At 64.1% G+C, this 26,753-nt stretch carries 24 protein-coding genes and 1 tRNA gene; 18 read left to right on the forward strand and 7 right to left on the reverse strand.

What is annotated here, in order from left to right:
• The 10 genes from QZ329_RS07150 to aroQ all read left to right on the forward strand — a co-directional run.
• Positions 1 to 1,408, forward strand: a 1,408-nt coding sequence (locus tag QZ329_RS07150) for a class I tRNA ligase family protein (RefSeq protein ID WP_295750332.1), incomplete at its 5' end; no start/stop codon positions are given.
• A gap of 151 nt (positions 1,409 to 1,559) precedes the next feature.
• Positions 1,560 to 2,105, forward strand: coding sequence for a zinc dependent phospholipase C family protein (locus tag QZ329_RS07155; RefSeq protein ID WP_295750334.1), 546 nt, complete (start codon positions 1,560 to 1,562; stop codon positions 2,103 to 2,105).
• A 406-nt stretch (positions 2,106 to 2,511) separates the two neighbouring features.
• Positions 2,512 to 3,528 (forward strand): 3-deoxy-7-phosphoheptulonate synthase, encoded by a 1,017-nt coding sequence (gene aroF / locus QZ329_RS07160; protein ID WP_295750337.1) that lies wholly within the window; start codon positions 2,512 to 2,514, stop codon positions 3,526 to 3,528.
• A gap of 13 nt (positions 3,529 to 3,541) precedes the next feature.
• A complete protein-coding gene (locus QZ329_RS07165) occupies positions 3,542 to 4,378 on the forward strand; it encodes a prephenate dehydrogenase (protein ID WP_295750340.1) in 837 nt (278 codons plus the stop codon).
• Positions 4,379 to 4,392: 14 nt separating this feature from the next.
• Positions 4,393 to 5,460, forward strand: a complete 1,068-nt coding sequence (gene aroB / locus QZ329_RS07170) for a 3-dehydroquinate synthase (RefSeq protein ID WP_295750343.1) — start codon at positions 4,393 to 4,395, stop codon at positions 5,458 to 5,460.
• The gene (locus QZ329_RS07175; RefSeq protein ID WP_295750345.1) at positions 5,461 to 6,687 is read left to right on the forward strand and encodes a 3-phosphoshikimate 1-carboxyvinyltransferase; all 1,227 of its coding nucleotides are present in this window, start codon (positions 5,461 to 5,463) and stop codon (positions 6,685 to 6,687) included.
• The gene (aroC, locus tag QZ329_RS07180) at positions 6,677 to 7,768 is read left to right on the forward strand and encodes a chorismate synthase (protein WP_295750347.1); all 1,092 of its coding nucleotides are present in this window, start codon (positions 6,677 to 6,679) and stop codon (positions 7,766 to 7,768) included. The genes QZ329_RS07175 and aroC overlap by 11 nt, the downstream gene beginning before the upstream one ends.
• Positions 7,755 to 8,891: a bifunctional chorismate mutase/prephenate dehydratase gene (locus QZ329_RS07185; protein WP_295750349.1), complete on the forward strand. Its 1,137-nt coding sequence runs from the start codon at positions 7,755 to 7,757 to the stop codon at positions 8,889 to 8,891. Before aroC ends, QZ329_RS07185 begins: the two co-directional genes overlap by 14 nt.
• 3 nt (positions 8,892 to 8,894) lie before the next feature.
• Positions 8,895 to 10,190 carry a shikimate kinase gene (locus tag QZ329_RS07190; protein ID WP_295750352.1) on the forward strand — a complete coding sequence of 432 codons (1,296 nt, stop codon included), beginning with the start codon at positions 8,895 to 8,897 and terminating at the stop codon, positions 10,188 to 10,190.
• The gene (gene aroQ / locus QZ329_RS07195) at positions 10,180 to 10,623 is read left to right on the forward strand and encodes a type II 3-dehydroquinate dehydratase (protein WP_295750354.1); all 444 of its coding nucleotides are present in this window, start codon (positions 10,180 to 10,182) and stop codon (positions 10,621 to 10,623) included. Before QZ329_RS07190 ends, aroQ begins: the two co-directional genes overlap by 11 nt.
• A 276-nt stretch (positions 10,624 to 10,899) precedes the next feature.
• On the opposite strand, the gene QZ329_RS07200 is transcribed toward aroQ, so the two are convergent.
• The 7 genes from QZ329_RS07200 to QZ329_RS07230 form a co-directional block, all read right to left on the reverse strand.
• Positions 10,900 to 10,975, reverse strand: a tRNA-Gly gene (locus QZ329_RS07200).
• 38 nt (positions 10,976 to 11,013) lie between these two features.
• Positions 11,014 to 11,847: a hypothetical protein gene (locus QZ329_RS07205; protein WP_295750357.1), complete on the reverse strand. Its 834-nt coding sequence runs from the start codon at positions 11,845 to 11,847 to the stop codon at positions 11,014 to 11,016.
• A gap of 34 nt (positions 11,848 to 11,881) precedes the next feature.
• Positions 11,882 to 12,475 (reverse strand): lactate utilization protein, encoded by a 594-nt coding sequence (locus QZ329_RS07210; RefSeq protein WP_295750360.1) that lies wholly within the window; start codon positions 12,473 to 12,475, stop codon positions 11,882 to 11,884.
• A 15-nt stretch (positions 12,476 to 12,490) separates the two neighbouring features.
• Complete coding sequence (locus tag QZ329_RS07215; protein WP_295750362.1) at positions 12,491 to 14,758, reverse strand: DNA topoisomerase (ATP-hydrolyzing) subunit A; 2,268 nt, start codon at positions 14,756 to 14,758, stop codon at positions 12,491 to 12,493.
• Positions 14,759 to 14,832: 74 nt separating this feature from the next.
• Positions 14,833 to 15,420 carry a hypothetical protein gene (locus QZ329_RS07220; RefSeq protein ID WP_295750364.1) on the reverse strand — a complete coding sequence of 196 codons (588 nt, stop codon included), beginning with the start codon at positions 15,418 to 15,420 and terminating at the stop codon, positions 14,833 to 14,835.
• Positions 15,421 to 15,442: 22 nt separating this feature from the next.
• On the reverse strand, positions 15,443 to 16,045 hold the full coding sequence (locus QZ329_RS07225) for a transposase (RefSeq protein ID WP_295750366.1): 603 nt from the start codon (positions 16,043 to 16,045) through the stop codon (positions 15,443 to 15,445).
• The gene (locus QZ329_RS07230) at positions 16,042 to 18,033 is read right to left on the reverse strand and encodes a toprim domain-containing protein (protein WP_295750368.1); all 1,992 of its coding nucleotides are present in this window, start codon (positions 18,031 to 18,033) and stop codon (positions 16,042 to 16,044) included. Before QZ329_RS07230 ends, QZ329_RS07225 begins: the two co-directional genes overlap by 4 nt.
• Positions 18,034 to 18,483: 450 nt before the next feature.
• Here QZ329_RS07230 and QZ329_RS07235 point away from each other — a divergent pair, with 450 nt between their 5' ends.
• The 8 genes from QZ329_RS07235 to QZ329_RS07270 all read left to right on the forward strand — a co-directional run bounded on the left by QZ329_RS07235 (position 18,484) and on the right by QZ329_RS07270 (position 26,715).
• Positions 18,484 to 19,323 (forward strand): DegV family protein, encoded by an 840-nt coding sequence (locus QZ329_RS07235; RefSeq protein WP_295750371.1) that lies wholly within the window; start codon positions 18,484 to 18,486, stop codon positions 19,321 to 19,323.
• Positions 19,324 to 19,601: 278 nt separating this feature from the next.
• On the forward strand, positions 19,602 to 19,934 hold the full coding sequence (locus QZ329_RS07240) for a cell division protein ZapA (RefSeq protein WP_295750374.1): 333 nt from the start codon (positions 19,602 to 19,604) through the stop codon (positions 19,932 to 19,934).
• Positions 19,931 to 21,985, forward strand: a complete 2,055-nt coding sequence (locus tag QZ329_RS07245) for a U32 family peptidase (RefSeq protein ID WP_295750376.1) — start codon at positions 19,931 to 19,933, stop codon at positions 21,983 to 21,985. The genes QZ329_RS07240 and QZ329_RS07245 overlap by 4 nt, the downstream gene beginning before the upstream one ends.
• 81 nt (positions 21,986 to 22,066) lie before the next feature.
• A complete protein-coding gene (locus QZ329_RS07250; RefSeq protein ID WP_295750378.1) occupies positions 22,067 to 22,504 on the forward strand; it encodes a deoxyuridine 5'-triphosphate nucleotidohydrolase in 438 nt (145 codons plus the stop codon).
• Between the two features lie 9 nt (positions 22,505 to 22,513).
• Entirely contained in the window at positions 22,514 to 23,089 is a 576-nt protein-coding gene (locus tag QZ329_RS07255) for a Maf family protein (protein WP_295750381.1), read from the forward strand.
• 35 nt (positions 23,090 to 23,124) lie between these two features.
• A complete protein-coding gene (mreC, locus tag QZ329_RS07260; protein ID WP_295750384.1) occupies positions 23,125 to 23,976 on the forward strand; it encodes a rod shape-determining protein MreC in 852 nt (283 codons plus the stop codon).
• An 18-nt stretch (positions 23,977 to 23,994) separates the two neighbouring features.
• Complete coding sequence (locus QZ329_RS07265) at positions 23,995 to 24,507, forward strand: hypothetical protein (protein ID WP_295750387.1); 513 nt, start codon at positions 23,995 to 23,997, stop codon at positions 24,505 to 24,507.
• 21 nt (positions 24,508 to 24,528) lie between these two features.
• On the forward strand, positions 24,529 to 26,715 hold the full coding sequence (locus QZ329_RS07270; RefSeq protein ID WP_295750391.1) for a penicillin-binding transpeptidase domain-containing protein: 2,187 nt from the start codon (positions 24,529 to 24,531) through the stop codon (positions 26,713 to 26,715).
• The last annotated feature ends 38 nt before the right edge of the window (positions 26,716 to 26,753 follow it).

Consider the following 26,753-nt stretch of genomic DNA (forward strand, 5'->3'; position numbering starts at 1 on the left):
GCGGGCGGACTGGTGCATCAGCCGCCAGCGCCGCTGGGGCCTGCCCATCCCCGTGTTCTACTGCAAGGACTGCGGCAAGCCCGTGGTGACGGACGAGACCATCGAAACCGTCTCCAAGCTCTTCGCGGCGGAGGGGTCCAACGCGTGGTTCTCCAAGGAGGCGGAGGACATTCTCCCCGCCGGATTCGCCTGCCCCCACTGCGGGGCCAAGAGCGGCTTTGAGAAGGAGACGGACACTCTGGACGGCTGGTTCGACTCCGGCTCCACCCACTACGCCTCCATGCAGAAGGACCAGGGCTTCTGGCCCGCCACGGTTTATATGGAGGGTCTGGACCAGTACCGGGGCTGGTTCCAGAGCTCCCTGCTCATCGGCGTGGGCGCCCTGGGCAAGGGCGCGCCCTTTAAGGAATGCGTCACCCACGGCTGGACCGTGGACGGCGAGGGCAAGGCGATGCACAAATCCGCCGGAAACGGCATGGACCCCGCCGAAATCATCAACCAGTACGGCGCGGACATTCTCCGCCTCTGGGCGGCCAACACGGATTACCACGCCGACGTCCGCTGCTCTCACGAGATTTTCAATCAGCTGAGGCAGAACTACCTGAAGTTCCGCAACACCGCCCGGTACTGCCTGGGCAACCTGAACGGCTTCGACCCCAACCATCTCACCGCCCCCGGCGAGATGGAGGAGCTGGACCGCTGGGCCGTGACGAAGCTGAACGCCCTGATCGAGAAGTGCTTCGCCGCCTATGACGAGTACGAGTTCCTGGCGGCCACCCACGCCGTCAACGACTTCTGCGTGGTGGACATGTCCAACTTCTATCTGGACGTCATCAAGGACCGGCTCTACTGCGACGAGGAAAACGGCGCCCTCCGCCGCAGCGCTCTGAGCGCCCTGTTCCTGATTCTGGACACTATGACCCGCATCATGGCCCCCATCCTCTGCTTCACCTGCGACGAGATCTGGCAGGCCATGCCCCACCGGGAGGAGGACGACGCCCGGAACGTCCTCTTCAACGATATGCACCGTCCCTTCACGGACTATGCCCTGGACGCCGCGGCCATGGAGAAGTGGGCCGTCATCGAGACCCTGCGGGACAAGGTGAACGCCGCCCTGGAGACCGCCCGGAGCGAAAAGCGCATCGGCAAGAGCCTGGAGGCCGCCGTCACCCTCACCGTGCCGGAGGACCAGGCCTGGCTGGCGGACACCGCCAATCTGGCGGACCTGCTCATCGTCTCCCAGGCGGCGGTGAAAACCGGCCCGGAGGCCGCCGTGGAGGTCGCCTCCGCCCAGGGCGGCAAGTGCGAGCGCTGCTGGAAGATCCTGCCCTCCGTGGGCCACGACGCCGCCCATCCCACCCTCTGCCCCCGCTGCGCCGCCGCCGTGGCAAAGCTCCCCCAGTTTTGACGAATCCCCGGGCGGGGAGGACGCCCCTCCCCGCCCTTTCCCCTGTATAGATTTCACAAAATTCCCTGAAACTTTTTTCCGTTTTCCCCCTTGCATCCCGCCTGAGAATATGCTATCATGTAACCATTCTTTCGGTTAGGAGGAGCTAACCTTGCAGAAACGTACGCACACGCTGCTGGCCCGGACACTGCTGAAAAGCGGGACGGGTTTCTCCGCCAGACGCTTTGAGCTGGCCTTCCTCTTCGGCTCGTTTCAGCCTGACGTCAACCCCTTCAGCTACCTGAAAGGCTCTCTGCACTACAACAAGCTCAAGGGACACAACTACGCCAATTCCAGAGCCTATATCAACACCAAGATTCTGAAGCTCCAGCGCCGCCGGCGGTGGACCATGTGGCAGTACTATACCCTGGGGAAGCTCACCCACTACCTGGCCGACGCCTATACATACCCCCACAACGAGAACTACCCCGACACCATGCTGGACCACCACTTTTACGAGACCAACCTCCGCCAGTTCATGCGGGGATATCTGGCCCACCGCTGCATCCAGCGCCAGCAGACCCGACGGGACCTGATCGCCGCGCTGGAGGACCTGCACGAGCAGTACATGGCCACCCGGGCCAGCATGCTCCGGGACGCCAACTACATCCTCAAGGCCACGGGCCTCCTGATGGCGGGGTGCCTCCCCGCCGCGTAAGAGTCCCGCCTTCCGGCGGGCGGAGACAGCGGCCCGCTCCCGCCGGGTCCCAGGGACGCGGGAGCAGACCAGGCAGGCGGATTTGTCCGAAAGGCACAGTCCGCTCTTGATAAGGGCGCTTTCATTTGTAGGAACTCACAGTTTTCATTTCCACGCCCTTGTGTTATGCTTTAAACATCTAAAGAATCAAAGGGGAACCTGTCATGACCGCTGCTGTTCGCACTGCTGAATACGGCTATTTCTACTTTAGCTTTACCAGTTTTGGTAAGGCTTTTCGTGGTTTGGCTGAAAACGAGCGTGTGTGAGCTTCCGGTCCCGCAGGAGGACCGTTCCGTATGAAGCGGCCCGCAGCCAAACCGGCTGCGGGCTTTTTCGTATTCCCCAACTTTTGTAGGAGGAAACTGCCATGATTGTCATTCTCAAGCACAACCCCAACCGGGACCAGCTGGAGAGCCTCATCGCCTGGCTCCAGGACAAGGGCGTTACCATTCACACCAGCATCGGCGAGGCTCACACAATTCTGGGTCTGGTGGGCGACACCTCCAAGCTGGACACGGACCTCATCGCTGCCCTGGACATTGTGGAGGACGTGAAGCGGGTCCAGGAGCCCTACAAAAACGCCAACCGGAAGTTCCACCCGGAGGACACCGTGGTCCCCGTGGGAAACACCCAGATCGGCGGCGGCACCCTGACCATCATGGCCGGTCCCTGCTCCGTGGAGAGTGAGGAGCAGGTGGTGTCCATCGCCAAGGCCGTGAAGGCCGGCGGCGCCACCATGCTCCGGGGCGGGGCCTTCAAGCCCCGGACGTCGCCCTACGCCTTCCAGGGCCTGGGGGCCCAGGGTCTGGAGTACCTGAAGGTGGCCCGGCAGGAGACGGGGCTGCCCATTGTGACGGAGCTGATGGACGTGACCCAGCTGCCCCTCTTCAAGGACGTGGACGTCATCCAGATCGGGGCCCGGAACATGCAGAACTTCGACCTTTTGAAGGCCGTGGGACACCAGGACAAGCCCGTCATGATCAAGCGGGGCATGTCCGCCACCTATGAGGAGTGGCTGATGAGCGCCGAGTACGTCATGGCCAGCGGAAACGACCACGTCATCCTCTGCGAGCGGGGCATCCGCACCTTCGAGAGTTACACCCGCAACACCCTGGACCTGGCGGCCATCTCCGTGCTCCGGCAGCTGACCCATCTGCCCGTCATCATCGACCCCAGCCACGCCACGGGCAAATACTGGCTGGTGGAGCCCCTGGCCCGGGCCGCCGTGGCCGCGGGGGCCGACGGCCTCCAGATCGAGGTCCACAACGACCCCGCCCACGCCCTGTGCGACGGACCCCAGTCCCTGAAGCCGGAGGTCTTCGACCCCCTGGCGAAGAAGCTCCTGAAGCTCCACGCTTTCATGCGGGAGCTGGACAACGACTGAAGGAGGGCGCTGCATGAATGTCGGCATAGTCGGCCTGGGTCTCATCGGCGGGTCCATGGCCAAGAGCGTCAAGGCACGGACGGCCCACACCGTCTGGGGCGCGGACCTGGACCAGGAGACCATGACCCTGGCGCGAATGAGCGGGGCCATCGACGGGCCCCTGACGGAGGAGAACCTGCCGTCCTGCGGCCTGATCCTGGTGGCCATCTGCCCCGGCGCGGCGGTCCAATGGGTGAAGGACCACGCGGACAGGATTTCTCCATCCGCCATCGTGGTGGACCTGTGCGGCGTGAAGCGGGTGGTGGTGAAGGCCCTGGCCCCCGTGGCGGAGCGGCACGGCTTCGCCTACATCGGCGGGCACCCCATGGCGGGCAAGGAGCGGGGGGGCTTCACCGCCTCCAGCGAGGATTTGTACGTGGGCGCCTCCATGATCCTGACGCCGGACCAGAGGACGGACATGCGGCTGCTGGAGACGCTGAAAGCCTTTTTCCTGGACATCGGCTTTGCCGGGCTCACCTTCTCCGACCCGGAGGAGCATGACCGCATCATCGCCTTCACCTCCCAGCTGGCCCACATCACCTCCAGCGCCTACGTGAAATCGCCGGAGGCCCAGCGCCGCCGGGGCTTCTCCGCCGGGAGCTTCCAGGATATGACCCGGGTGGCCCGGCTGGACGAGGACATGTGGACGGAGCTGTTTTTGGACGACGCGGACTATCTGGTGCGTGAGCTGGATATTCTGATTGGGAATCTGACCGCCTATTCCGACGCCCTGAAATCCGGCGACGCGGAGCGGGTCCGGTCTCTTCTGAGGGAGGGCCGGGAATTGAAGGCCACGGCCGGAGGAAATTGAAGGAGGACCGCCAAATGCCGCATTATAAAGAAATACGGATAAACACCGTCCCCGCCTACACGGTGACCATCGGCCCCGGGCTGCTGCGCCGCTGCGGACCGGCGCTGAGAAGCACCGTCCCCCCCTGCCGCATGGCGGTGGTCACCGATTCCATTGTGGGGCCGCTGTACCTGGAGCCGGTGACGGAGAGCCTGAAAGCGGCGGGCTACGCCGTCAGCGCCTACGAATTTCCCGCCGGGGAGGGGAGCAAGCATTTCACCACCCTTTCCAATATCCTGGAGTTCCTGGCGGAGGAGCATCTGACCCGCACGGACTGCCTGATTGCCCTGGGCGGCGGGGTCGTGGGCGACATGGCGGGTTTTGCCGCCGCCTGTTACCTCCGGGGCATCCGGTACGTCCAGATGCCGACGACTCTGCTCTCCGCCGTGGATTCCTCGGTGGGAGGCAAGACCGCCATCGACCTGAAAGCCGGGAAGAACCTGGCGGGGGCCTTTTTCCAGCCCGCCGCCGTGCTGTGCGACACGGACTGTCTGGACAGCCTGCCTCAGCCAGTGTTCGCCGATGGGGCGGCGGAGGCGGTGAAGACCGGCGTCCTCTGCGACGAGAGCCTGTTTGCCCTCTTCGAGGACGGCGCGCTGAAAGCGGACCCGGCGGAGGTCATCGCCCGGTGCGTGACCTACAAGGCTGGGGTCGTAGAGCGGGACGAGCGGGAACAGGGGGAGCGGAAGCTCCTAAACCTGGGCCACACGGTGGGCCACGCCATTGAGAAGTGCAGCGGGTACGCCATCCCCCACGGCCACGCCGTGGCGGCGGGGATGGCCCTCATGACCCGGGCGGCGGAACGGCTGAACTGGACCAACGGGCCCGTGGCGGACCGCGTCTGCGGGTGCCTGGAAAAACTGGGCCTGCCCATTTCCACGGAATACTCCCCCGAGGCCCTGGCGGAGGCCGCGCTGTCCGACAAGAAGCGGACGGGGGACTCCATCACGATTGTGGCGCCGAAGGAAATCGGAGCCTGTGAGCTGATAAAAATCCCCGTGTCGGAACTTCTTTTCGTCATCGGGACGGGATGGGAGGCGTAGATGGACGTCAAAATTACCCCCCGCCGCCTCTCCGGCGTGGTCACGCCGCCCCCCAGCAAGTCCCTGGCCCACCGCTATGTGATTGCCGCCGCCCTGGCGGCGGGGGTCAGCACCATCAAAAACCTGACCCTTTCCGAGGATATCCAGGCCACCCTCCAGTGTATGGCGGACTTCCGCTGCCGGTGGGAGTGGCAAGGCGAGAACACCCTGAAGGTCTGGGGCTGCGTCAGCAAGGAGCGGGACCGGGGCGGCCTGCCCCGCCTGGACTGCGGGGAGTCCGGGTCCACCCTGCGCTTCCTCATCCCCATCGCCCTGGCCCTGGAGGGGGGCGGGGTGTTCACCGGGCGGGGGCGGCTGATGGAGCGGCCCCTGGACCCCTATTTCCAGATCTTTGACCGGCTGGGCATCTCCTACCGGCTGGAGGACGGCGTCCTCACCATAGAGGGCGATCTGTGGCCCGGGGAATACCGCCTGCCGGGGAATGTCTCCAGCCAGTTTTTTACAGGCCTTCTCATGGCCCTTCCTTTGCTGGATGGGCCCAGCGTCGTCGCCAGCACCACCAAGCTGGAGTCCGCCTCCTACGTCTCCATGACCATGGGCGTGCTGGAGCGGTGCGGCATCCGGGTGCGCTGGTCCCCCCAGCTGGGCGCCTTCGGCGTCACGCCGGGGGTCTACTGCCCCTTCGAGGAGACGGTGGAGGCCGACTGGTCTCAGGCCGCTTTCTGGTACGCCGCCATCGCCCTTGGCGGCAACCTCCGCCTCCGGGGACTCAAGGGCCAGTCCTCCCAGGGGGACGCGGCGGTGGTGGGCCACTCGAAAAAGCTCGCCCTCAGCGGGGAGGTCAAAATCGACCTCTCCGACTGTCCGGACCTTCTCCCCCCTCTGGCGGTCATGGCCGCCCTGCGGCGGGGGACCACCCGCTTTACCAACGCCGCCCGCCTCCGGCTGAAGGAGAGCGACCGGCTGGCCACCGTCGCCCGGATGCTCAAGGCCCTGGGCGGCGCGGTCTCCGAGGAGGAGGACGGCCTGACGGTCTATGGCGTTCCCACCCTCCCCGGCGGCACGGTGGACGGGGCCAACGACCATCGCATTGTCATGGCCGCCGCCATCGCCGCCAGCCGCTGCCAGAGCGCCGTGGTCATCCGGGGGGCGGAGGCGGTGAAGAAGTCCTACCCCACTTTCTGGCGGGATTACGAAGCTCTGGGAGGTGCGGTTCATGTCCTCTGAATTTGGAAACCTTCTTCGCGTCAGCGTCTTCGGCCAGTCCCACGGGCGGGCCATCGGCGTGGTGATGGACGGTCTGCCCGCCGGGGAGGCAATCGACCTGGAGGAGCTTCAGCGCTTCCTGGACCGCCGGAAGCCCGGAGCCAGCCCCCTCTCCACCGCCCGGAAGGAGACGGACGTCCCCGCCTTCCTCTCCGGTCTGGAGGACGGGAAAACCTGCGGCGCGCCGCTGTGCGCCGTTCTGGAAAACGCGGACCAGCACTCGAAAGACTACGGGGAGCTTGCCGGCAAGCCCCGGCCTGGCCACGCGGACTACACCGCCGCCGTCAAATGGGGCGGGCAGGCGGACATGCGGGGAGGCGGGCACTTCTCCGGCCGGCTGACGGCCCCCCTCTGCGTCGCCGGGGGAATCGCGAAGCAGATTCTGGCCCGGCGGGGCGTCTTCGTCGGGGCCCATCTGGCCGCCGCCGCGGGAATCCCGGACCAGCCCTTCCCCCTCCGGCCCACGGCGGAGCTCTTCGCCGACGTCGCCGCCAAGCCCTTCCCCGTTCTGGACAGCGAGGCGGGCCAGCGGATGCAGGCCGCCATCCTGGCGGCGAAGCAGGACCTGGACAGCGTGGGCGGCGTGGTGGAGTGCGCCGCCGCCGGCCTCCCCGCCGGGCTGGGGGACCCCATGTTCGACGGGGTGGAGAACCGTCTGGCCGCCGCGCTGTTCGGCATCCCGGCGGTGAAGGGCGTGGAGTTCGGCGCGGGCTTTGCCGCCGCCGCGCTCCGGGGCTCGGAGAACAACGACGCCTTCACCCTGGAGGACGGCCGGGTCTGCACGGAGACCAACCATGCCGGGGGCATCCTGGGGGGCATCACCACGGGCATGCCCCTGGTCCTCCGGGCGGCCTTCAAGCCCACGCCGTCCATCGGGCGGCCCCAGAGAACCGTCCGCCTCTCTCAGGGGGAACGAACGGAATTAACCATACACGGCCGGCACGACCCCTGCATCGCCCACCGGGCGGTCCCGGTGGTGGAGGCGGTCACCGCCGCCGTGCTGCTAGACATGCTATTGGAGGGAAATCATGGAACTTTCTGACATCCGCAAGCGGATCGACTCCGTCGACGACCAGCTGCTGATGCTCTTTTTGGAGCGCATGGACCTGAGCGACGAGGTGGCGGCCTATAAGAACGAACACCATCTCCCCATTTTGAACAAGGAGCGGGAGCGGGCCATCCTGGCCAAGGTGACGGAGAACGCCGGGGACCGGGAGCGCTACGCTTATCATCTCTTCTCCACCCTCTTCGAGCTGGCCCGGTCCCGGCAGGCGGAGCTCCTCGACGCCCCCAGCAAGGTGGGAACCCAGATTCGGGCCTCTCTGGAGAACCGGGACCAGCTCTTCCCCCAGACGGGGCTGGTGGCCTGCCAGGGCATCGAGGGGGCCAACTCCCAGGTGGCCTGCGACCGCATTTTCCCCCGGGGAAACATCCTGTACGTCAAGACCTTTGACGCGGTGGTCTCCGCCGTGGAGGCAGGCTTCTGCAAATTCGGCGTGCTGCCCATTGAGAACAGCTCCAACGGCTCCGTCCGGGCGGTATACGAGCTTCTTCAGGAGCACAGCCTCTCCATCGTCCGCTCCACCCGCCTGTGCATCCGGCACGAGCTGCTGGCCCTGCCGGGGGTGAAGCAGGAGGAGATCACGGAGATCTACTCCCACCAGCAGGCCATCGGCCAGTGCAGCCGCTTCCTGGACGGGCTGAGGGGCGTGAAGGTCATCCCCTGCGACAACACCGCCGTGGCGGCGAAAATGGTGGCGGAGTCCGGCAGCCGCCACGCCGCCGCCATCTCCTCTCACCCCTGCGCCGCGCTGTACGGTCTGGAGTGCGTCAACGGCGATATCCAAAACAGCGACAACAACTACACCCGCTTTATCTGCGTAGCCAAAGACCCGGTGATCTACGCCGGAGCCAGCCGCGTCAGCCTTATCATCGCCTTTGACAACCGGCCCGGCGCGCTGTACGAAATTCTCTCCAAACTGGCGGCTCTGGACATCAACATGACCAAGCTGGAGTCCTGCCCCGTCAGCGGCAGCGACTTTGAGTTCATCTTCTTCATCGAGCTGGAGGCAGACCTTCGGGACCCCAGCGTGCGGGCCTGCATGGAGGAGATGGAGCGCTGCTGCGCCCAGTTCCACTTCCTGGGCAGCTACGCGGAAGTCTGAGCCATGGAGAGGATTTACGGCCTTCTGGGCCGGACCCTGGGCCACAGCTGGTCCGTACCCATTCACCGGGCCCTGGGCTGCGGGGACTACCGCCTCATCGAGCTGGAACCGGAGCAATTGGGGGACTTCCTCCAGCGGGAGGACATCGGCGGGCTGAACGTCACCATCCCCTACAAGCGGGACGTGATGAAATTCTGCGGCGTTCTGGACCCGGCGGCAGAGTCTATCGGCAGCGTGAACACTCTGGTCCGCCGGAACGGGAAGCTCTGCGGGTACAACACGGACATCGACGGCTTTCTCTACATGCTCCGCCGGGCCGGCATCTCCCTGGCGGGGAAAAAGGTGCTCATCCTGGGCAGCGGCGGGGCCTCCCTCACCGCCCAGGCGGCGGCCCGGCGGGAGGACGCCGGGGAGATTGTGGTGGTCTCCCGCTCCGGGCCGGACAATTACGAAAATCTGGCCCGGCGCCACGGGGACGCCGAAGTCCTCATAAACACCACGCCGGTGGGCATGTGGCCCCGGCTGGAGGAGCGGAGCGTGGACCTCCGCTGGCTGCCCAAGGTCACGGCGGCGGCGGACGTAATCTACAACCCCGGCCGGACGAATCTGCTTTTGCAGGCGGAGGAGCTGAACCGCGCCGCGCCAAACCGGGACGCGCTTCTCCGCCTGGGCGTGGAGCCGGAGCCCATCCGCCACATCCGCCATACCGGGGGCCTTTCCATGCTGGTCCACCAGGCCAAGCGGGCGGAGGAGCTGTTTTTTGGCAAGACCATCCCCGACGAAGAGACGGAGACCATCACCGCCCAGCTCTGGCGGGAGCAGACAAACCTCGTCCTCGTCGGCATGCCCGGCAGCGGCAAGACCACCGTGGGCCGGGAGCTGGCAAAGCTCTCCGGCAAACCCTTCGTGGACCTGGACGAGGAGATCGTCCGGAAAGCCGGAACGTCCATCCCCGAGCTCTTCGCCGCCCAGGGCGAGGAGGCCTTCCGGACTCTGGAGCACGAAGTGCTGGCGGAGTTCTGCGCCGGAAGCGGCCAGGTCATCGCCACCGGCGGCGGAGCGGTCCTCTGGTCCGAGAACCGGGCGGCCATGCGCCGGACCGGACGGGTGTACCAGCTCCGGCGGCCTCTGGCGGACCTGCCCACCGAGGGCCGGCCCCTGTCCCAGGCGGGAAAGCTGGAGGAGATGGCACAGCTCCGGGGGCCGCTGTACGCGGCGGCGGCAGACGCGGACATTTGGAATCAAATCAGCCCGGAGGAAACCGCCGGGCAAATATGGAGGGATTTTTGTGAGCAGTAAAAAGAAGAACATCCTGGTGATCAACGGCCCCAACATGAACCTGCTTGGCATCCGCCAGCCGGAGATTTACGGCAACACGGACTACGTGGACCTGGAGAACATGATCTCCGCCGAGGCGGAGCGCCTGGAAGTCACGGTCTCCTTCTTCCAGTCCAACCACGAGGGGGACCTGGTGGACGCCATCCAGCAGGCCTACTTCGACAAGGTGAACGGCATCCTCATCAACCCCGGAGCCTACACCCACACCAGCATCGCCCTTCTGGACGCGGTGAAATCCGTGGGCATTCCCACGGTGGAGGTCCACATCTCCGACCCGGAGAAGCGGGAGGAATTCCGCCACGTGTCCTATATTCGGGAAGTGTGCGCTGCCAGTATCCGGGGCCATGGCGTCCAAGGCTATCTGGAAGGCCTGAAGCTCCTGGCAGACCTCTAAAACAACGAAAACCTCCGGCCAGGCCGGAGGTTTTTATTTGCGTATTTCTCTATTCATCCAGAAAGCCCGCTGCCCCTACATGCAGCCCAACAAACCATTCCAGGCCCCCCCAAAGAGCAGCCCTCCCCCCAAACGGGCGGAGCGCCCAGCCGTCCCCTTATCGGGGCCCCCGCCGCAAACCAGCGAAGCGTTTGCGGTGGGGAGACGGAGAAAAAACCGTCCGGCGCATGAAAAAAGCCCTAAGGCTTTTTCATCGCCTTAGGGTTTTTTCTGAGCTGGAGCGGGCAACGAGGCTCGAACTCGCTACCTCCACCTTGGCAAGGTGGCGCTCTACCAGATGAGCTATGCCCGCGAGGACAAGGAGTATTTTAGCAAGGTTTCCTCCATTTGTCAAGCCCTTTGTTCAAAAAATTTTTCCCGCGGTTCCCCGCCCTCTTCCGGGGCCGCTTCTCCGCCGGTCTCCCCCTCGCCGGAGGGAACCGGCTCCTCGCCGCCGGCGGTTTCGGACTCCGGCGCCTGGCCGTCCGCTTCCTTGGTCTCCGGAACTTCGCCTTCCGCATCTTTCCCAGCCTCCGGGGGCTCCGGCGGGTCCAGAAGGAACTCCACCATGCCGGGGTTCTCCTGGCCGGGGTAGTAGTTCACCACCCAGGGCGTGGTCTCCGTCAGCTCCCGCTCCTCCCGAAGCTGGGCCATGGCCTCCTCCACCCGGGTCTGGCCGTCCGTCCCCCAATAGCCCAGGCGCACCGCCAGCTCCGTCCTTCCCTCGTCCAGGGCAGCGGAGAGAAGGCTGTACAGCGCCTCGGGGCTGGTGGCGTTGACCACCGCCTGAATCTGCTCCAGCGTCCGCTGGTAGCTGATGCGGACCGACACCTCGTAATAGCCCCGCTGGGCGTGGCTGGAGGCGGTGATGTACTCCACGGCATAGGCCCCCATGGGGGTCTCCTGCTTCACCTCGGTGGTGGCCCGGCTCACCGTGTCCGCCACGGTGACCTCGCTATCAAAGTTATAAAGGCGCAGCGTAGCCGTCTCCCGGTGCTGGCCCACCAGCAGCAGCAGATCGTTCACCACATCCTGATGCGTCTCGGCCCGCAGGGTTCCGGCGGCCTCGCTCTCCCAGAATTTGCTGCTGTGGGGCTCGGCGGTGGCGTAGGTCCGCTCCAACAGCGGCGCGCAGCCCGTCAGAAGGCACAGCGCCAGCGCCCAGGCCCAAACTCTCTCCCTCACGGAACGAACCTCCTCTCCCCCTCGGGGAACCCGGTTACAGGCCCAGGTCCTCGTCGATCAGCAGAACTTCCGCCTTCATACCCATCATGGGCTCCCACAGCGTCACCAGTCCCCGGCAGATTCGCTCCGGGCTCCGGCAGTCATAGCAGCGGTCGCAGTGGGTGGCGCAGGGCGTCCGCATCCCCAGCTGCCGGGCCCGCTGGGGGGCGGCGATGTTCCGGGCCCTCCAGACGGCCTGGTCATAGGTGGGAACCAGCTTGTTCCGCCCGATGAGAAAATACACCTTCTCGTGGCCGAACAGCGTGGCCGCCGCCCGGTTGCCCGTGCCGTCGATGTTCACCAGCTCTCCCGTCTCCGCCAGGGCGTTGACGGAGGTCAGGTAGACGCCGGTGGTCATGGCGGCCTTCCGCGCCGGACCGGCCTCCTGCTTCCAGTGCCAGACCACCTGGTTGTGCCCGCTCAGTCTCTCATAAAGCCCCAGGGCCTCCAGGGTGGCGGAGCCGCCGAAGCCCACGGACCTGCCGTCGATGGCGGCGTCCAGGTAGTCCGCCGCCTCTTTTCCGGCGGAGAACACACGGACCGTATAGCCCCGCTCCTCCAGGTTCTGTTTCACGGTATCGAAATTCATCGCAGCAGCCTCCTCTCAACTCTGTTCATCCAGCAGTCCCAGCTGGGTCTCCTCCGTGTCCTCCTGCCGCAGCAGCGCTCCGGCGGCCGGCACCGCCCGGACCCGGTAGCGGCTCTGGTTGGTCACCGGGGTCTCCTCCAGGGGCAGGACGGTGTCCAGCTTGTACTTGGGCTTCAGCGTCATCACCGCCACGCCCTGGGTGGAGCGGGTGGTCTTGGGGGCCAGCAGCGCCGTGTGGAAGATCAGGCACCGGGGCTCCGTGGAGTAGACCGCCAGCTCCCGCTCCTGGTCCACCCGGAGAATGGCCCGCAGAGGCGACTTGTCCGAGTACGCCCCGGTGAGCTTCCGGCGGTTGGAGGAGGTCTGGTACGCCTTGATCTCCACCCGGGCGGCCTTTCCGTTTTCAAAGAAGAACAGCAGCCCGCCGGAGTAGTCCCCGGGCAGAACCATGAAGACAACGCTCTCCCCGGCGTCCATGCCAAGCTTCGCCGGCAGGTAATCCCCCAGGACGCTGGCCTTGGTGTCCTCAAACTCGCTGAGGCGGGTCTTGTAGACCTGACAGCGGTCGGTGAAGAACATGACCTCGGCGCAGCTGGTGGTCTCAAAGGTCTGGCGGAGACCGTCCCCCTCCTTGAACTTCTGGCCCCCGCTCATCCGGAGGCTTTGGGGGGTGATCTTCTTGAAGTACCCCTCTCTGGAGAGGAAGACGTGGACGGGATACTCCTCCGGGCCCTCGTCCTCTCCCGGGTCGGGGAGCTCGTGGGCGTACACAATGGCGGTGCGGCGGGGCTCGCCGTATTTCTTCGCCGCCTCCCGGAGCTCCTCCAGAATGATCTTTTTCACCCGCCGGGGGTCCTGGAGGATGTCCTCCAGATCGTCGATCTCGTCCTGAAGGGCCTCGGTCTCCCGCACCCGCTTCAGGATGTATTCCTTGTTGATGTTGCGCAGGCGGATTTCCGCCACGTACTCCGCCTGAACCTGGTCGATGCCAAAGCCGATCATCAGGTTGGGGATGACCTCGGCCTCCTCCTCCGTCTCCCGGATGATTCGGATGGCCTTGTCAATGTCCAGCAGGATGCGCTTGAGGCCCTTGAGGAGGTGGAGCTTTTCCTTCCGCTTCCCCAGGACGAAGAAGACCCGCCGCCGGACGGACTCGGTGCGCCAGGCGGTCCACTCCTCCAGAATCTGCCGGACCCCCAGCACCTTCGGCATTCCGCCGATGAGCACATTGAAGTTGCAGGAGAAGGAATCCTCCAGGGGCGTCTGCCTGAAGAGGCGGGCCATGAGCTTCTCCGGGTCCGCCCCCCGCTTGAGGTCAATGGTGAGCTTGAGGCCGGAGAGGTCCGTCTCGTCCCGCATGTCGGCGATTTCCTTGGCCTTCCCGGCCTTGATGAGCTCCGCCACCTTGTCCAGAATGGCCTCGGTGGAGGTGGAGTAAGGAATCTCCGTGATCTCAATGAGGTTCTCTTCCTTCACATAGCGCCACTTGCCCCGGACCTTCACGCCGCCCCGGCCGGTGGCGTAGATGTCCCGGAGGGCGTCCCGGTCGCAGATCAGCTCTCCGCCGGTGGGGAAATCCGGGGCGGGCAGGGTCTCCAGCAGGTCGCAGTCCGGGTTTTTGAGGTAGGCCGCCGTGGTCTCGCAGACCTCCCGCAGGTTGAACCCGCAGAACTGGGAGGCCATGCCCACGGCGATGCCCATATTGGCGGAGACCAGGATGTTGGGAAAGGTGGTGGGCAGCAGGGCGGGCTCCTTCATGGTGTTGTCATAGTTGTCCACGAAGTCCACGGTGTCGCTGTCGATGTCCCGGAAGAGCTCCTGGCAGATGGGGGTGAGTTTGGCCTCGGTATACCGGGGGGCGGCGCAGGACATGTCCCGGGAGTAGTGCTTGCCGAAGTTGCCCTTGGAGTCCACAAAGGGGGTCAGCAGCGCCCCGTAGCCCCGGGAGAGGCGGACCATGGTGTCGTAAATGGCCGCGTCGCCATGGGGGTTTAAGCGCATGGTCTGGCCCACGATGTTGGCGGACTTGGTCCGGGCCCCGGTGAGAAGGCCCATCTTGTACATGGTGTAGAGGAGCTTGCGGTGGGAGGGCTTGAAGCCGTCGATCTCCGGAATGGCCCGGGAGACGATGACGCTCATGGCGTAGGGCATGTAATTACTCTCCAGGGTGTCGGTGATGGGCTGCTCCACCACCGCGGGCTGGAGGCCCAGGACGTTGGGGTTGCCGGATTTGGGGTTGCCGGATTTGGGCTTGCCGGAGCCGGGTGTTTTCTTCTTTGGCATGATGGTTTGTTCCTTACTTGAAATTACTTGAAAATTCAGTCTGGTTCAATCTAGGAGGGGGGACGCTCGTCCCCTTACTGCGCGGCCCCATCCAGGGCATCTATAAACGCGTCCACCTGGTCCAGGTAGGTCTCAACGGTTGCGGCGAGATTTCCCCCCACCTGGAAGCCCTGGTGGATAGCGGCGGCCCACAGGGCGCCGGAGCCGCCCTCCTCGCCGGAGAGGGCGTAAGCCATGGCGGGGTCCTCGTAAAAGAGCGATTGGGCGTTCCGGTAGAGAGCGCAGCGGGCCATATGGGCCGCCGCCTCGCAGATCAGTTCCTCGCTGGTGAAGTAGTTCAGCCGCTCCGGCTCGTTTTCCCGGTAATACTGGAACAGGCTGTGAATCTGTTCCTTGGCGTAGACGGTGTACTGACTTTTCAGGTTGGCGGTCTCGGCGTTGTATTCCTCCGCCTGGGCGGCCAGGTCCTCATCCAGATAACGGAGGTAGTCGGCGGGGATGACCTCCCGGGCCAGCACCATGTCCCGAATCTGGGCGCGAATCTCCGCCCGCGGGTCCTCCGGGACGGCGGCCGCGGCAGGGGCGGCGGTTTTGACGGCCCAGCACAGGGCCAGGGCGGAGCCCAGAATGGACGCCGCCAGAACGTAAAGCGCGTTTTTCATTTCAGGGCCTCCTGTAGGTAAATTAGAATCGGGCGCTGGGGTTTCCGGAGCTGCGCGGTGATGATTCTTTGCTTAATACCCATTTCCGGGGGTTGTCGAGGATGTATTGGCGGGTGGCCTCCAGGTCCTGCCGGTTGCGGATGATGTGGTCGTAATAGCTGGTCTGCCACAATTTTGTTTCCGCGGGCATTCCTAAAATCCGATACTGCCGGTCTGTATAGGACTTCATGGCTCCAATGATATCTGGTAGGGGGCGGGCTCTGTCCCGCCCCGTCTCACAGGTTTTATCCGCACCTTCCGCACCTTCCGCACCTTCCGCTATGGACAAAATTAAATGAACATGATCCGGCATGATACAATACATGTCAATCTCCACCCCTGCATATCGCTGTGGAATCCTACGGATGGATTCATCCACTACCTGCCCGATAGGCGTCAGGACAATAACAGGGGAAGAATCGGCAGTTCCGTCAGACGGGGCGGGACAGAGCCCGCCCCCTACACGGATGGCCGACAAAATGTCCTGTCCGCGCACAGCCGTGCAAATCGTCACGAAATAATATCCCGCCCCGCCGTAATCATATCCCCGCAATCGAAGGGGCTTTCTCTGCGCCCAATCGTTCATGAGATGTCCGCCATCTCCAGATACTTATACCCGTTCTCCGCGATATGGTCCTTCCGCCCCTGGAGGTTGTCCCCCAAGAGGAGGTCGAACACCGCCGCCGTCCGCTCCACGTCCTCCGGCATCACCCGGATCAGCCGCCGGGTCTCCGGGTTCATCGTCGTCAGCCACATCATGTCCGGGTCATTCTCGCCCAGGCCCTTGGAGCGGTCGATCTTATATTTCTTCCCCTCCAGCTCCTTGACGATGTCGTTCTTCTCCTTGTCGGAATAGGCGAACCAGGTCTTCTCCCCGCAGTTGATCTCAAAGAGGGGCGTCTCCGCGATATACACGTACCCCTCCCGGATCAGCGTAGGCGTCAGGCGGTAGAGCATGGTCAGCACCAGGGTCCGAATCTGGAAGCCGTCCACGTCGCCGTCGGTGCAGATCACCACCTTGTTCCAGCGGAGATTCCCCAGGTCGAAGGAGGAGACGTCCTTGGCGTGCTTGTTCGCAACCTCCACGCCGCAGCCCAGGACCTTGATGAGGTCCGTGATGATCTCGCTTTTGAATATCCGGGCGTAGTCCGCCTTCAGGCAGTTCAGAATCTTTCCCCGGATGGGCATAATCCCCTGATATTCCGAGTCCCGGGCCAGCTTCACGCTGCCAAGAGCGCTGTCGCCCTCCACAATATAAATCTCCCGGCGGGCCGGGTCCTTTGTCCGGCAGTCCACAAACTTCTGCACCCGGTTGGCGATGTCCACGCTGCCGGAGAGCTTTTTCTTGATATTCAGCCTGGCCTCCTCGGCCTTCTCCCGGCTGCGCTTGTTCAAAAGAACCTGCTCCGCGATCTTCTCCGCGTCAAAGTGGTTTTCAATCAGGTAAATCTCCAGATTGCTCCGAAGGAAGTCCGTCATGGCCTCCTGCACGAACTTGTTGGTGATAGCCTTCTTCGTCTGGTTTTCATAGCTGGTCTGGGTGGAGAAGTTGCTGGTGACCAGAACCAGACAGTCCTCCACGTCCGCCCAGGTGACCTTGCTCTCGTTTTTCTGGTACTTCCCCTGGTCCCGGAGATACTTGTCAATGGCGGAGACAAAGGCGGAGCGGCTGGCCTTCTCCGGGCTTCCGCCGTGCTCCAGCCAGCTGGAGTTGTGATAGTGCTCCACCACGTTGACCTTGTTGGAAAAACAGAAGGCCGCAGAGAGCTTCACCTTGTATTCCGGCTTGTCCGCCCGGTCCCGGCCCCGCTTCTCCGCCTGCCAGAAGGCGGGGGAGGTCAGGCTCCCCTCCCCCGCCAGCTCCGCCACATAGTCGGCGATGCCGTTTTCATAGAGGAACTCCGTCTCCTCGAAGACGCCCGCCTCCGTCTCATTGCGGAAATGGAAGGTGAGCCCGGCGTTGACCACCGCCTGCCTCCGGCACACGTCGGTGAAGTACTCCGCCGGAATCGCGATGTCCGTAAACACATCCAGGTCCGGAAGCCACCGGGTCCGGGTGCCGGTTTTTTTTGCCCGGGATTTGGGCAGGGGCGTCTTTTGCAGCCCCCCCACGATCTCCCCCCGCTCAAAGCGGAGGCGGTACTCAAACCCGTCCCGCCAGACGGTGACGTCCATATAGCGGGAGGCGTACTGCGTGGCGCAGGAGCCCAGACCGTTGAGCCCTAAGGAGTACTCGTAATTCTCCCCGGACTCGTTGTCGTACTTTCCTCCGGCGTACAGCTCGCAGAAGACCAGTTCCCAGTTAAAGCGCCCCTCCTTTTCATTCCAGTCCACGGGGCAGCCCCGCCCCGCGTCCTCCACCTCCACGCTGCGGTCCAGAAAGCGGGTGACGGTGATGGACGTGCCGTGGCCCTCCCGGGCCTCGTCAATGGAGTTGGATAAAATCTCAAAGACCGCGTGCTCGCAGCCGTCCAGCCCGTCGGAGCCGAAGATCACACCGGGCCGTTTCCGCACCCGGTCCGCGCCCTTCAGGGCGGAAATGCTGTCGTTACCGTAATCCTGTTTCTTCGCCATAGTTCCTCCAAATCCGGCGGAAGCCGCCGGAAATCCCGTATATTCCCACCGGGACACAAGATATTGCGGGATAAATCCCCCTTATGCCCAGGATTTTGAAGCGGTCTGATTATATCATAAGAATGTTTGCGGTTCAAGTCCTCCCTGGACGGAGGGGCTTTTCCCGTCTTTTCCCGCCCCCCTCTCCGGTTTTTCGAAAAAATGTTACTCTTGTCTTTTTCTCATAACCCTTCCGTTACCTGGGGAAGTCCTTCCAAAAGAAGAGTTTTACACATTATCCACAGAGTTATCAACACCGTTATGTCAACCACCGATCTCTCAAAAAAATACGCCTCCCTTCCGGTGAAAAATTTCCAAAAGGATTTTCCCCCAGACCGTTGACAAATGGCGGGGAATACTGTATGATAACAGAAGACATAGTTTTTAAAACCATATTATGGGGTGTTTTATATGACTTGGAGTATTGTGAGCGACAGCAGCTGCGATCTGCGCATGAGCGAATTTGACGGCGGAGATATTTTGTTTGAGACGGTGCCCCTCCGTCTTCAGGTGGGCGAGCGGGAATTCATCGACAACGACGAGCTGCAGGTCCCCCAGCTTCTGGGGGCCATGGCCCAGGAGAAGACCGCCGCCTCCACCGCCTGCCCCTCCCCGGCGGCCTTCGCCAGGGCCTTTGAGAAGGGGGACAAGACCGTCTGCTTTACCATCTCCGCCAACCTCTCCGGCACCTATAACGCCGCCCTTCTGGGCCGGGACATGGTGCTGGAGGAGTATCCGGAGAAGGAGATCTGCGTTATCGACTCCAAGGCCACCGCCGGGGCCATGATTCTGCTGATCCGCCGGGCCAAGGCGCTGATGGAGGCCGGCGGGGATTTTTCGGACATCTGCGCCCAGCTGCGGCTGTACCAGGCGGCCCTGCGGACCTGCTTCACCCTGGAAAACTTTGATAACCTGATTAAAAACGGGCGGATGCGCCCCCTGGTGGGAACCCTGCTCCACTCCCTGGGCATCCACGTCATCGCCGACGCCACCCCCCAGGGAACCATTCATGTGGCCGGGAAGGCCCGGGGGGAGGCCAAGACGTATCAGTGCATTACCGCCCTGATGGGTGACAGCAAGGACTGCACCGGGGCGGAGGTGATTCTCTGCCACTGCGAGAATCTGCCCGGGGCCCTGAAGCTCAAGGAGCAGATTTTGAAGGACCTGCCGGTGAAGAGCGTGGAGCTGTTCGCCTGCCGGGGACTGACCAGCTTTTACGCCATGGAGAAGGGTCTGATTATTGGATACTGATAATTTTCCCTTGGAAAGGCGCCGCCAATACGCGGCGCTTTTCTTTTATGCTCTTCCGGGGCTTTCCAAGCCCACAAAAGTTTGTAAATTTTTTAATTTCTTCTGGCGTCCCCTGCACTGGTATGGTATACTATACGCTGTTCTACGGACAGCGAACGGAAGCGCCCCTGCGGGGCGGCGGGTTTTCGAAACCGGACGCCGCCGGTTTCCGCTTCGCTGGCTTGATTTCACAGTTCCGCCCGGGGGAACATGCCCCGCGGACGAGGGAGGGTTTCTTTATGGCTAACCGCATCATCGTCACCATCTGCGGAGAGGAGTACACCTTTGTGGCGGACGAATCCGCCTCCTATATGCAGAAGGTGGGCGCTTATGTGGGAGACAAGATGAGCGAGGTTCTGACCAGCACCCGGGTGGGCCGGACGGACGCCGCCGTGCTTACCGCCGTCAACATCGCCGACGAGCTCTTCAAGGCCCAGGCCGCCGCCGAGCAGCTCCGCCGCCAGATCAAGGGCTATCTGGACGAGGCCGGAAAGGCCCAGAGCCAGGTCAGCGAGCTGAAGCGGGAGATCGTCCGCCTCCAGCAGCGGCTGGACAGCCGGGGCGGCAAATGACTCCGGAACTGCTGGCCCCCGCCGGCTCCCCCGAAGCCCTGCGGGCCGCCGTGGAGAGCGGGGCGGACGCCGTCTATCTGGGCTGGGGCACCTTCAACGCCCGCCGGGGAGCCCAGAACTTCTCCGAGGAGGAGTTCGCCCAATCCCTGGCCTACTGCCGCATCCGGGGCGTCCGGGTCTTTCTCACCCTGAACATTCTCCTGTCCGACCGGGAGCTTCCCGCCGCCCTGGAGACTGCCCGCACCGCCTCCCGCCTGGGGGTGGACGCGGTGCTGGTCCAGGACTGGGGCCTCTTCGCCCTGCTGCGGGCCGCTCTGCCGGACCTTCCCCTTCACGCCAGCACCCAGATGAGCCTCTTTACCTCCGGCGGGGCCAGCGAAATCGCCGGGGACGGGTGCCGGCGGGTGGTCCTCGCCCGGGAGTGCTCCCGGGAGGAGACGGCGGACATCTGCCGGAACTGCCCCGCCGAGATCGAAACCTTTGTCCACGGGGCCCTGTGCATGTGCTACTCCGGCCAGTGCGCTTTCAGCGCCCTGGTGGGGGGGCGCTCCGGCAACCGGGGCCGCTGCGCCCAGCCCTGCCGCCTGCCCTACGGGGTCAACGAGGCGGCCAAAAACCAGCGGCCCCTGAGCTTGAAGGACAGCTGCCTGGCCTCCTGCCTCTCCGAGATGGCGGAGGCCGGAACCGCCTGCCTGAAAATTGAGGGACGGATGCGCCGCCCCTCTTATGTGGCCGCCGTCACGGAGATTTACGCCCGCCTCCTCCGGGAGAACCGGGGCCCCACGGCGGAGGAACAGGACACCCTGGAGCGGGCTTTCTCCCGCTCCGGCTTTACCGACGCCTATTGGCGGGGCCGGAAGGGCCCGGAGATGCTGGGCTTCCGCCCGGAAAACGCCGCCGCCCCCGCCGCTCCGGCATCCCCCCGGCGGGAGAAGGGCCGCGTGCCCGTCCGCTTCCGCTGCCGGGTGAAGGCGGAACTTCCCTGCGCCTTGACGGCGGAGGATGAGGACGGCCGCGCCGTCACAGTCTCCGGCCCTGTGCCGGAGGCGGCCCGGACCCGTCCCTTGACGGAGGAGGACCTAATCGCCCGCCTGGGAAAGACCGGCGGAACGCCCTACCTCTGCCGCCGGGCGGAGGCCGTGGTGGAGCCGGGGCTGTCCCTCTCCGCCTCCGCCGTCAACGCCCTGCGGCGGGACGCGCTGGAGGCCCTCAGCGCCGCCCGGGCCGCCCCGCCCAAGCGCCGGGAGCTGGACCCGCCGCCCCTGCCGGAGGCGGACTGCGCCGCAGACGAGCCCGCTTTCACCGTCTCCGTCACCACCGCCGCCCAGCTGACGGGAGGACTGCTGGACTTCCGCCCCGCCCGGGTCTATGTGCCCCTGGAGCTGGCGGCGAACTTCCCCTCCCTGCCCCAGGCGGACACGGAGTGGTGCGCCGTACTGCCCCGGGTCTGGCGGGACCGGGACGAGGACCTGCTCCGCCGCTGGCTGGAGAAGGTCCGGGACCTGGGCGTCACCGGCCTGCTTCTGGGCAATCTGGGGCACTTCCCCCTGGTCCGGGAGGGCGGGTGGAGGCTCTATGGGGACTATGGGCTCAATGTCTTCAACAGCCGCTCCCTGGCCTATCTGGGGGAAAAGGGGCTTTCCTCCGCCTGCCTCTCCTTTGAGCTGCGCTTTTCCCAGATTCGGGACATGCGGAAGCTCCTCCCAGCGGAGGCCATTGTCTACGGCCGCCTGCCGCTGATGATTACAGAGAACTGCCTCATCCAAAACAGCGTGGGCTGCCGCTGCGACCGGCCCAATGTTCTCAACGACCGCACCGGCGCGGCCTTTCCCCTCCTACCGGCCTTCGGCCACCGGACGGAGGTGGAGAACTGCCGCCCCCTCTATCTGGCGGACCGGCCGGATTACCGCCGGCTGGGACTGGCCTTCGCCCGGCTCCGCTTCACCACGGAAACTCCGGAGGAGTGCGTCCGGGTTTTCCGTGCTTACCGCCAGCACGCCGCGCCGGAGGGGGAATTTACCCGGGGGCTCTATCTCCGGGGAGTGGAGTGAGCCCGCCTCGGGCAATTTTTCAATACGGAGCGTTTTGCTTCGACGGTATTATACAATATGTGATTCTATTGGAGCGTTATCATGAGAGAAACGAGAGAACTGAAAGTAAAATATCTTGCCGAGGGACTGGAGGAGCTTTGCTGCGTCCCCGGCTCCGACTGGGTGGACCTCCGAGCCGCCGGGGACGTGGTAATGAAGGCCGGGGAGTTCCGGCTCATCCCGCTGGGGGTGGCCATCGCCCTGCCGGAGGGCTATGAGGCCCACGTGGTTCCCCGGAGTTCCACGTTTAAAAATTACGGCTTATTGCAGGCCAACTCCATGGGCGTGGTGGACGGCTCCTACCGGGGAGACGGGGACCAGTGGCGCTGGCCCGCCTATGCCACCCGGGACGTGTCCATCCCGAAGAATACCCGGCTCTGCCAGTTCCGCATTGTGGAGAACCAGCCCCCGCTGGTCTTTACCAGAGTGGAGCGGCTGGGAGCCCCGGACCGGGGGGGCTTCGGCTCCACGGGGCGATAAGGAGGGTCTATGGCACAGATCGTTTTGGCCTCCGGTTCTCCCCGCCGGCGGGAGCTGCTGGAGCGCATCGGCGTGACGGAGTTTTTGGTCCGGGTCCCGGAGGTGGAGGAGTACGTCCCCGAGGGACTGACGCCGCCGGAGGTGGTGGCCTATATCTCCCGGGAGAAGGCGGAGGCCGCCGCCGCCCTCTGCGGGCCGGAGGACATCGTCATCACCGCCGACACCATGGTATTCCTGGATCAGGCCCGCCTGGGCAAGCCCCGGGACGAGGCCCACGCCCTGGAAATGCTCGCCGCCCTCCAGGGGCGGAAGCACACCGTCTGCACCGGCGTCACCGTCCGGCAGGGGGACCGCTCCTGCACGGAGACGGAGTCCACAGATGTCTTCTTCCGCCCCGCCGGCGAGGCGGAGCTGCGAAACTATATCGCCACCGGCGAGCCCATGGACAAGGCGGGCGCTTACGGCGTTCAGGGCCGGGGGGCCCTGCTGGTGGAGCGGCTGGAGGGGGACTTCTTTAATGTCATGGGTCTTCCGGTTCTCCGCCTGTCCCGGATGCTGGCGCGCTTTGGCGTCTCCCTTCTCTGAGCCCCTTCCCTACCTTTTTATATTCAACCTCTTAGGTGATTGGTTTGAAAAATTTCCTGAAGCAAAACGGCCTCTGGGTCCTCTTCGCCGCCGCCGTCCTGTCCGTGGCCCTGGCGGCGATGTCTGTGCTCAGCGCCGATTCCTCTCCCCTGGTGAATCTGGCGGGCTTCGTCGCGTCGCCTTTCCGGGCGGCTTACACGGCGGTGGCCGACTGGTTCAACGATATGCAGAATTACTATAAGGACACCACGGACCTCCTGGCGGAAAACGCCGCTCTGCGCCAGCAGATCGCCCGGAACGAGGAGACCATCCGCGAGGCGGAGGCCGCCGTGGAGGAGAACAAGCTGCTCCACCAGCTGCTGGAACTGACGGAGAAGCGCCGGGACCTTTCCGACTTTGAGGCCGCCATGGTCACAGAACATGAGGTGACCAACTGGACCTCCTCCCTGACGCTGAACAAGGGCACCTCCCTGGGCATCGGGGTGGGAGACTGCGTGATTGACGCCCAGGGCTTTTTGGTGGGCGTGGTCCATCAGGCGGGAACCAACTGGTCCACCGTGCTGACTTTGGTGGACACGGACACGTCCCTGGGCGCGCAGGTGTTCCGGACGAAGGACCTGGGCGTCGCCCAGGGGGATTTCTCCCTGATGCAGGAAAATCTTCTCCGGCTGGACTATCTCTCGGCGGACTGCAAGCTCCTGGCCGGGGACCTGGTGGTCACCTCCGGTTTGAACGGCTACTACCCCTCCGGTCTGGTGATCGGCTCCGTGGAAGAGGTCCAGATGGACGACTCCGGCGCGGCCTCTTACGCCATCATCGCCCCCTCTGCAAACCTGGACGCTTTGACGGAGGTCTTCGTCATCAAGTCCTTTGAGATCGTCACCTGACGGCTGGGAGGCGCCTTTATGATCGCGAGAAACGAAACCATCTTCAAATGGCTCTTATATGCCGGCGCCGCGGCCCTCTGCTTCTTTATTCAAAGCAGCATTTTGCAGCGCCTGGAGTTCTGGGGCGTGATTCCCTTTGTCTACCCCTTGCTGGCGGCCATCCCCGCCACCTATGAGGGTCCCCTGGCGGGCACCATCTTCTCCCTGGCGGTGGGGCTGGTCTGCGACCTGATTCTGCCGGGGCCTATCCCCTGTTTTCACACCTTGATTTTTCCCCTCGCGGGCCTCTGCGCCGGGCTGATTGCCCAGAACTGGCTGCCCGCCGGGTTTTTCTGCTCCCTGGTGGGCTCCACCATCGCCTTCCTGCTCTCCGGGAGCTTTCACTGCCTCCTTCTTTGGATGGTGGGCAAGGCCGCTTGGGAGGCCGGGGCCTTTTTGGCCCTGCGAGAGTTCTGCGTCACCGCCCCGCTGGCCGTCCCGGTGACGGCACTCTTCCGCGCCGTCTTCCAAAGGACCCACCTGGACGACTGATTGACAATGGAAAGGCACTCTATGGATCGCAAAGAAATGCAAAATACCAGGCTCTATCTCCTGGCGGCCTTTCTGGTGCTGGTGCTGATAACCTATCTGTCCGTGCTTTACGACGTGCAGGTCATCCACTACGAGAAGTACGCCGCCCAGGCTATCCGCTCCATTGTGCGGGAGGAAAAGGTGGAGTCCTCCCGGGGCATCATCACGGACCGCAACGGCAAGCCCCTGGTCAACAACCGCTCTACCTACGATTTGACCTTTGACGCCACCCTCCTCTCCCCGGAGGACGACAGCAACGAGGCCATTCTGCGCCTGGTTCAGCTCTGCCAGGGGGAGGGTGTCGCCTGGAGCGACAATCTCCCCATCTCCCGGCAGGCCCCTTACCGCTATACCGTGGACCAGATGGATTCCCAGCAGAAGCGGCGCTTCCTGGTCTATGTCAAGAGCCTCAAACCCTGCGGCGAGGCTTTGGGGCAATACCTCTTCCGCCACCCGGAGATTCTCTCCACCCCGGAGCCGGAGCCGGAGGCGGAAGAGGACGCCCTTCCCGCCGCGGAGCGCACTGTGGAGGAGCGGGCGGCGGACCTTCTGGATCGGCTCACTGCCGACGATCTGACGGCGGAGCTCCTGGTGGATTCCGGCGTTACCCCCGCCAAGCTGATGGACGAAATGCGCAGGGCTCTGGGCGTCCCTCAGGACTATACCCTCGCCCAGTCCCGAATGGTGCTGGGCGTGCAGTATGAATTATCCGTCCGGAAGCTGGACAACTATGAGGCCTATGTCCTGGCCCAGGACATTGACACCGCCTTCATCTCCCTCCTCAGCGACGGGAACTATGCCGGGGCGAAGGTGACGCTCTCCTCCGTCCGGGAGTATGAGACCACCTATGCCGCCCACATTCTGGGCTATGTGGGCAAGATCAACAGCCCGGAGGAGTTCAGTGTTCTGAAGGAAAAGGGCTATGACTACGACGACTGGACCGGCAAGGAGGGCGCGGAGCTTGCCTTTGAGGATTATCTCAAGGGCAAGGACGGCCGCCGCATCGTCGCCACCAACAGCGACGGAAAAATCACCGGGGAATACTACTTTACGGAACCCGAGCCCGGCAACCTTGTGGAGCTGACCATCGACCTGGACTTCCAGGCCCAGGTGGAAAACTTTCTGGCGGAGACCGTCACCCGTCTGGACGCCGACGGCGACGAGCGCCGGGGCGCCGGGGCTGCGGTGGTTCAGGTGGGCACCGGCGAGGTGCTGGCCCTGGCCTCCTATCCCTCCTATGACCTCTCCACCTGGCGGGAGGACTTCGCCGCCTTAAACGCAGACCCACACAACCCCATGTACAACCGCGCCACCCAGAACGGCTATCCCCCGGGTTCCACGCTGAAACCCTTCACTGCTGCTGCCGCCCTCCTCAGCGGCGTCACCACACTGACGGAGAAAATCCGGGACACCGGCCACTGGTCCTATCCCGGCGACGAGGGCGGCGTGGGCTTCAACTGCTGGAAGCGCTCCGGCCACGGATACCAAAACGTCACCCAGGCCATCACCAACTCCTGCAACTACTACTTTGGCGAAATGGGCTTTCGTATGCACATGGACGGCCTGCGGGAATATCTGGTCCAATTCGGCCTGGGGGAGAAAACCGGCATTGAGATTCCGGAGTCCGCCGGAAGGCTCCCGGAAAACCCCCGGGGCGAGGACCAGGCCCCCTGGGCGGCCTGGGGCCAGTCCACCCAGCTCTACACCCCCTTGCAATTGGCCAATTACGTGGCGACCTTGGTTTCCGGCGGCAAGCACTGTAAGGCCCATCTGCTGAAAACCGCTAAAACCTACGACAACTCCGGAGTCATTGCTGTGGGTGATTCCACCCCCGTCAACACAGTGGACATCAGCGACGACTATCTGCAAGCCATTAAGAAGGGCATGAAGGGCCTGGTGGAGGGCACCCTCTCTCCTTACTTCCGGAACTGTATCGTCTCTGCCGGCGCGAAGACCGGCACTTCCCAGATTCACTCGGACAAGAAAAACGACGGCGTCTTCATCTGCTTCGCCCCCTATGATGATCCGGAGATTGCCGTGGCCATCGCCATCGAGCGGGCGGACGCCGGCGCGGCCCTGGCCTCCACCGCCGTCAACATTCTAAACGCCTACTTTACCCCTGACGAGGACAGCTCCACCATCACCGGGGAGAATCAGCTTCTGCCCTGACCGGCGGGGACGCCCTGTCCCTCCGCCTTTGTCCTTTG

Origin of the sequence: uncultured Oscillibacter sp. (genome assembly GCF_910579365.1) — a bacterium.
Taxonomy (GTDB): domain Bacteria; phylum Bacillota; class Clostridia; order Oscillospirales; family Oscillospiraceae; genus Oscillibacter.

Excerpts from the sequence above, each read along its gene's own strand:
- aroF (WP_295750337.1), top strand. The coding sequence starts at position 2,512 with ATGATTGTCATTCTCAAGCACAACCCCAACCGGGACCAGCTGGAGAGC.
- QZ329_RS07165 (WP_295750340.1), top strand. The coding sequence starts at position 3,542 with ATGAATGTCGGCATAGTCGGCCTGGGTCTCATCGGCGGGTCCATGGCC.
- aroB (WP_295750343.1), top strand. The coding sequence starts at position 4,393 with ATGCCGCATTATAAAGAAATACGGATAAACACCGTCCCCGCCTACACG.
- QZ329_RS07175 (WP_295750345.1), top strand. The coding sequence starts at position 5,461 with ATGGACGTCAAAATTACCCCCCGCCGCCTCTCCGGCGTGGTCACGCCG.
- aroC (WP_295750347.1), top strand. The coding sequence starts at position 6,677 with ATGTCCTCTGAATTTGGAAACCTTCTTCGCGTCAGCGTCTTCGGCCAG.
- QZ329_RS07185 (WP_295750349.1), top strand. The coding sequence starts at position 7,755 with ATGGAACTTTCTGACATCCGCAAGCGGATCGACTCCGTCGACGACCAG.
- QZ329_RS07190 (WP_295750352.1), top strand. The coding sequence starts at position 8,895 with ATGGAGAGGATTTACGGCCTTCTGGGCCGGACCCTGGGCCACAGCTGG.
- QZ329_RS07210 (WP_295750360.1), bottom strand. The coding sequence starts at position 12,475 with ATGAATTTCGATACCGTGAAACAGAACCTGGAGGAGCGGGGCTATACG.
- QZ329_RS07215 (WP_295750362.1), bottom strand. The coding sequence starts at position 14,758 with ATGCCAAAGAAGAAAACACCCGGCTCCGGCAAGCCCAAATCCGGCAAC.
- QZ329_RS07220 (WP_295750364.1), bottom strand. The coding sequence starts at position 15,420 with ATGAAAAACGCGCTTTACGTTCTGGCGGCGTCCATTCTGGGCTCCGCC.
- QZ329_RS07225 (WP_295750366.1), bottom strand. The coding sequence starts at position 16,045 with ATGAACGATTGGGCGCAGAGAAAGCCCCTTCGATTGCGGGGATATGAT.
- QZ329_RS07230 (WP_295750368.1), bottom strand. The coding sequence starts at position 18,033 with ATGGCGAAGAAACAGGATTACGGTAACGACAGCATTTCCGCCCTGAAG.
- QZ329_RS07235 (WP_295750371.1), top strand. The coding sequence starts at position 18,484 with ATGACTTGGAGTATTGTGAGCGACAGCAGCTGCGATCTGCGCATGAGC.
- QZ329_RS07240 (WP_295750374.1), top strand. The coding sequence starts at position 19,602 with ATGGCTAACCGCATCATCGTCACCATCTGCGGAGAGGAGTACACCTTT.
- QZ329_RS07245 (WP_295750376.1), top strand. The coding sequence starts at position 19,931 with ATGACTCCGGAACTGCTGGCCCCCGCCGGCTCCCCCGAAGCCCTGCGG.
- QZ329_RS07250 (WP_295750378.1), top strand. The coding sequence starts at position 22,067 with ATGAGAGAAACGAGAGAACTGAAAGTAAAATATCTTGCCGAGGGACTG.
- QZ329_RS07255 (WP_295750381.1), top strand. The coding sequence starts at position 22,514 with ATGGCACAGATCGTTTTGGCCTCCGGTTCTCCCCGCCGGCGGGAGCTG.
- QZ329_RS07265 (WP_295750387.1), top strand. The coding sequence starts at position 23,995 with ATGATCGCGAGAAACGAAACCATCTTCAAATGGCTCTTATATGCCGGC.
- QZ329_RS07270 (WP_295750391.1), top strand. The coding sequence starts at position 24,529 with ATGGATCGCAAAGAAATGCAAAATACCAGGCTCTATCTCCTGGCGGCC.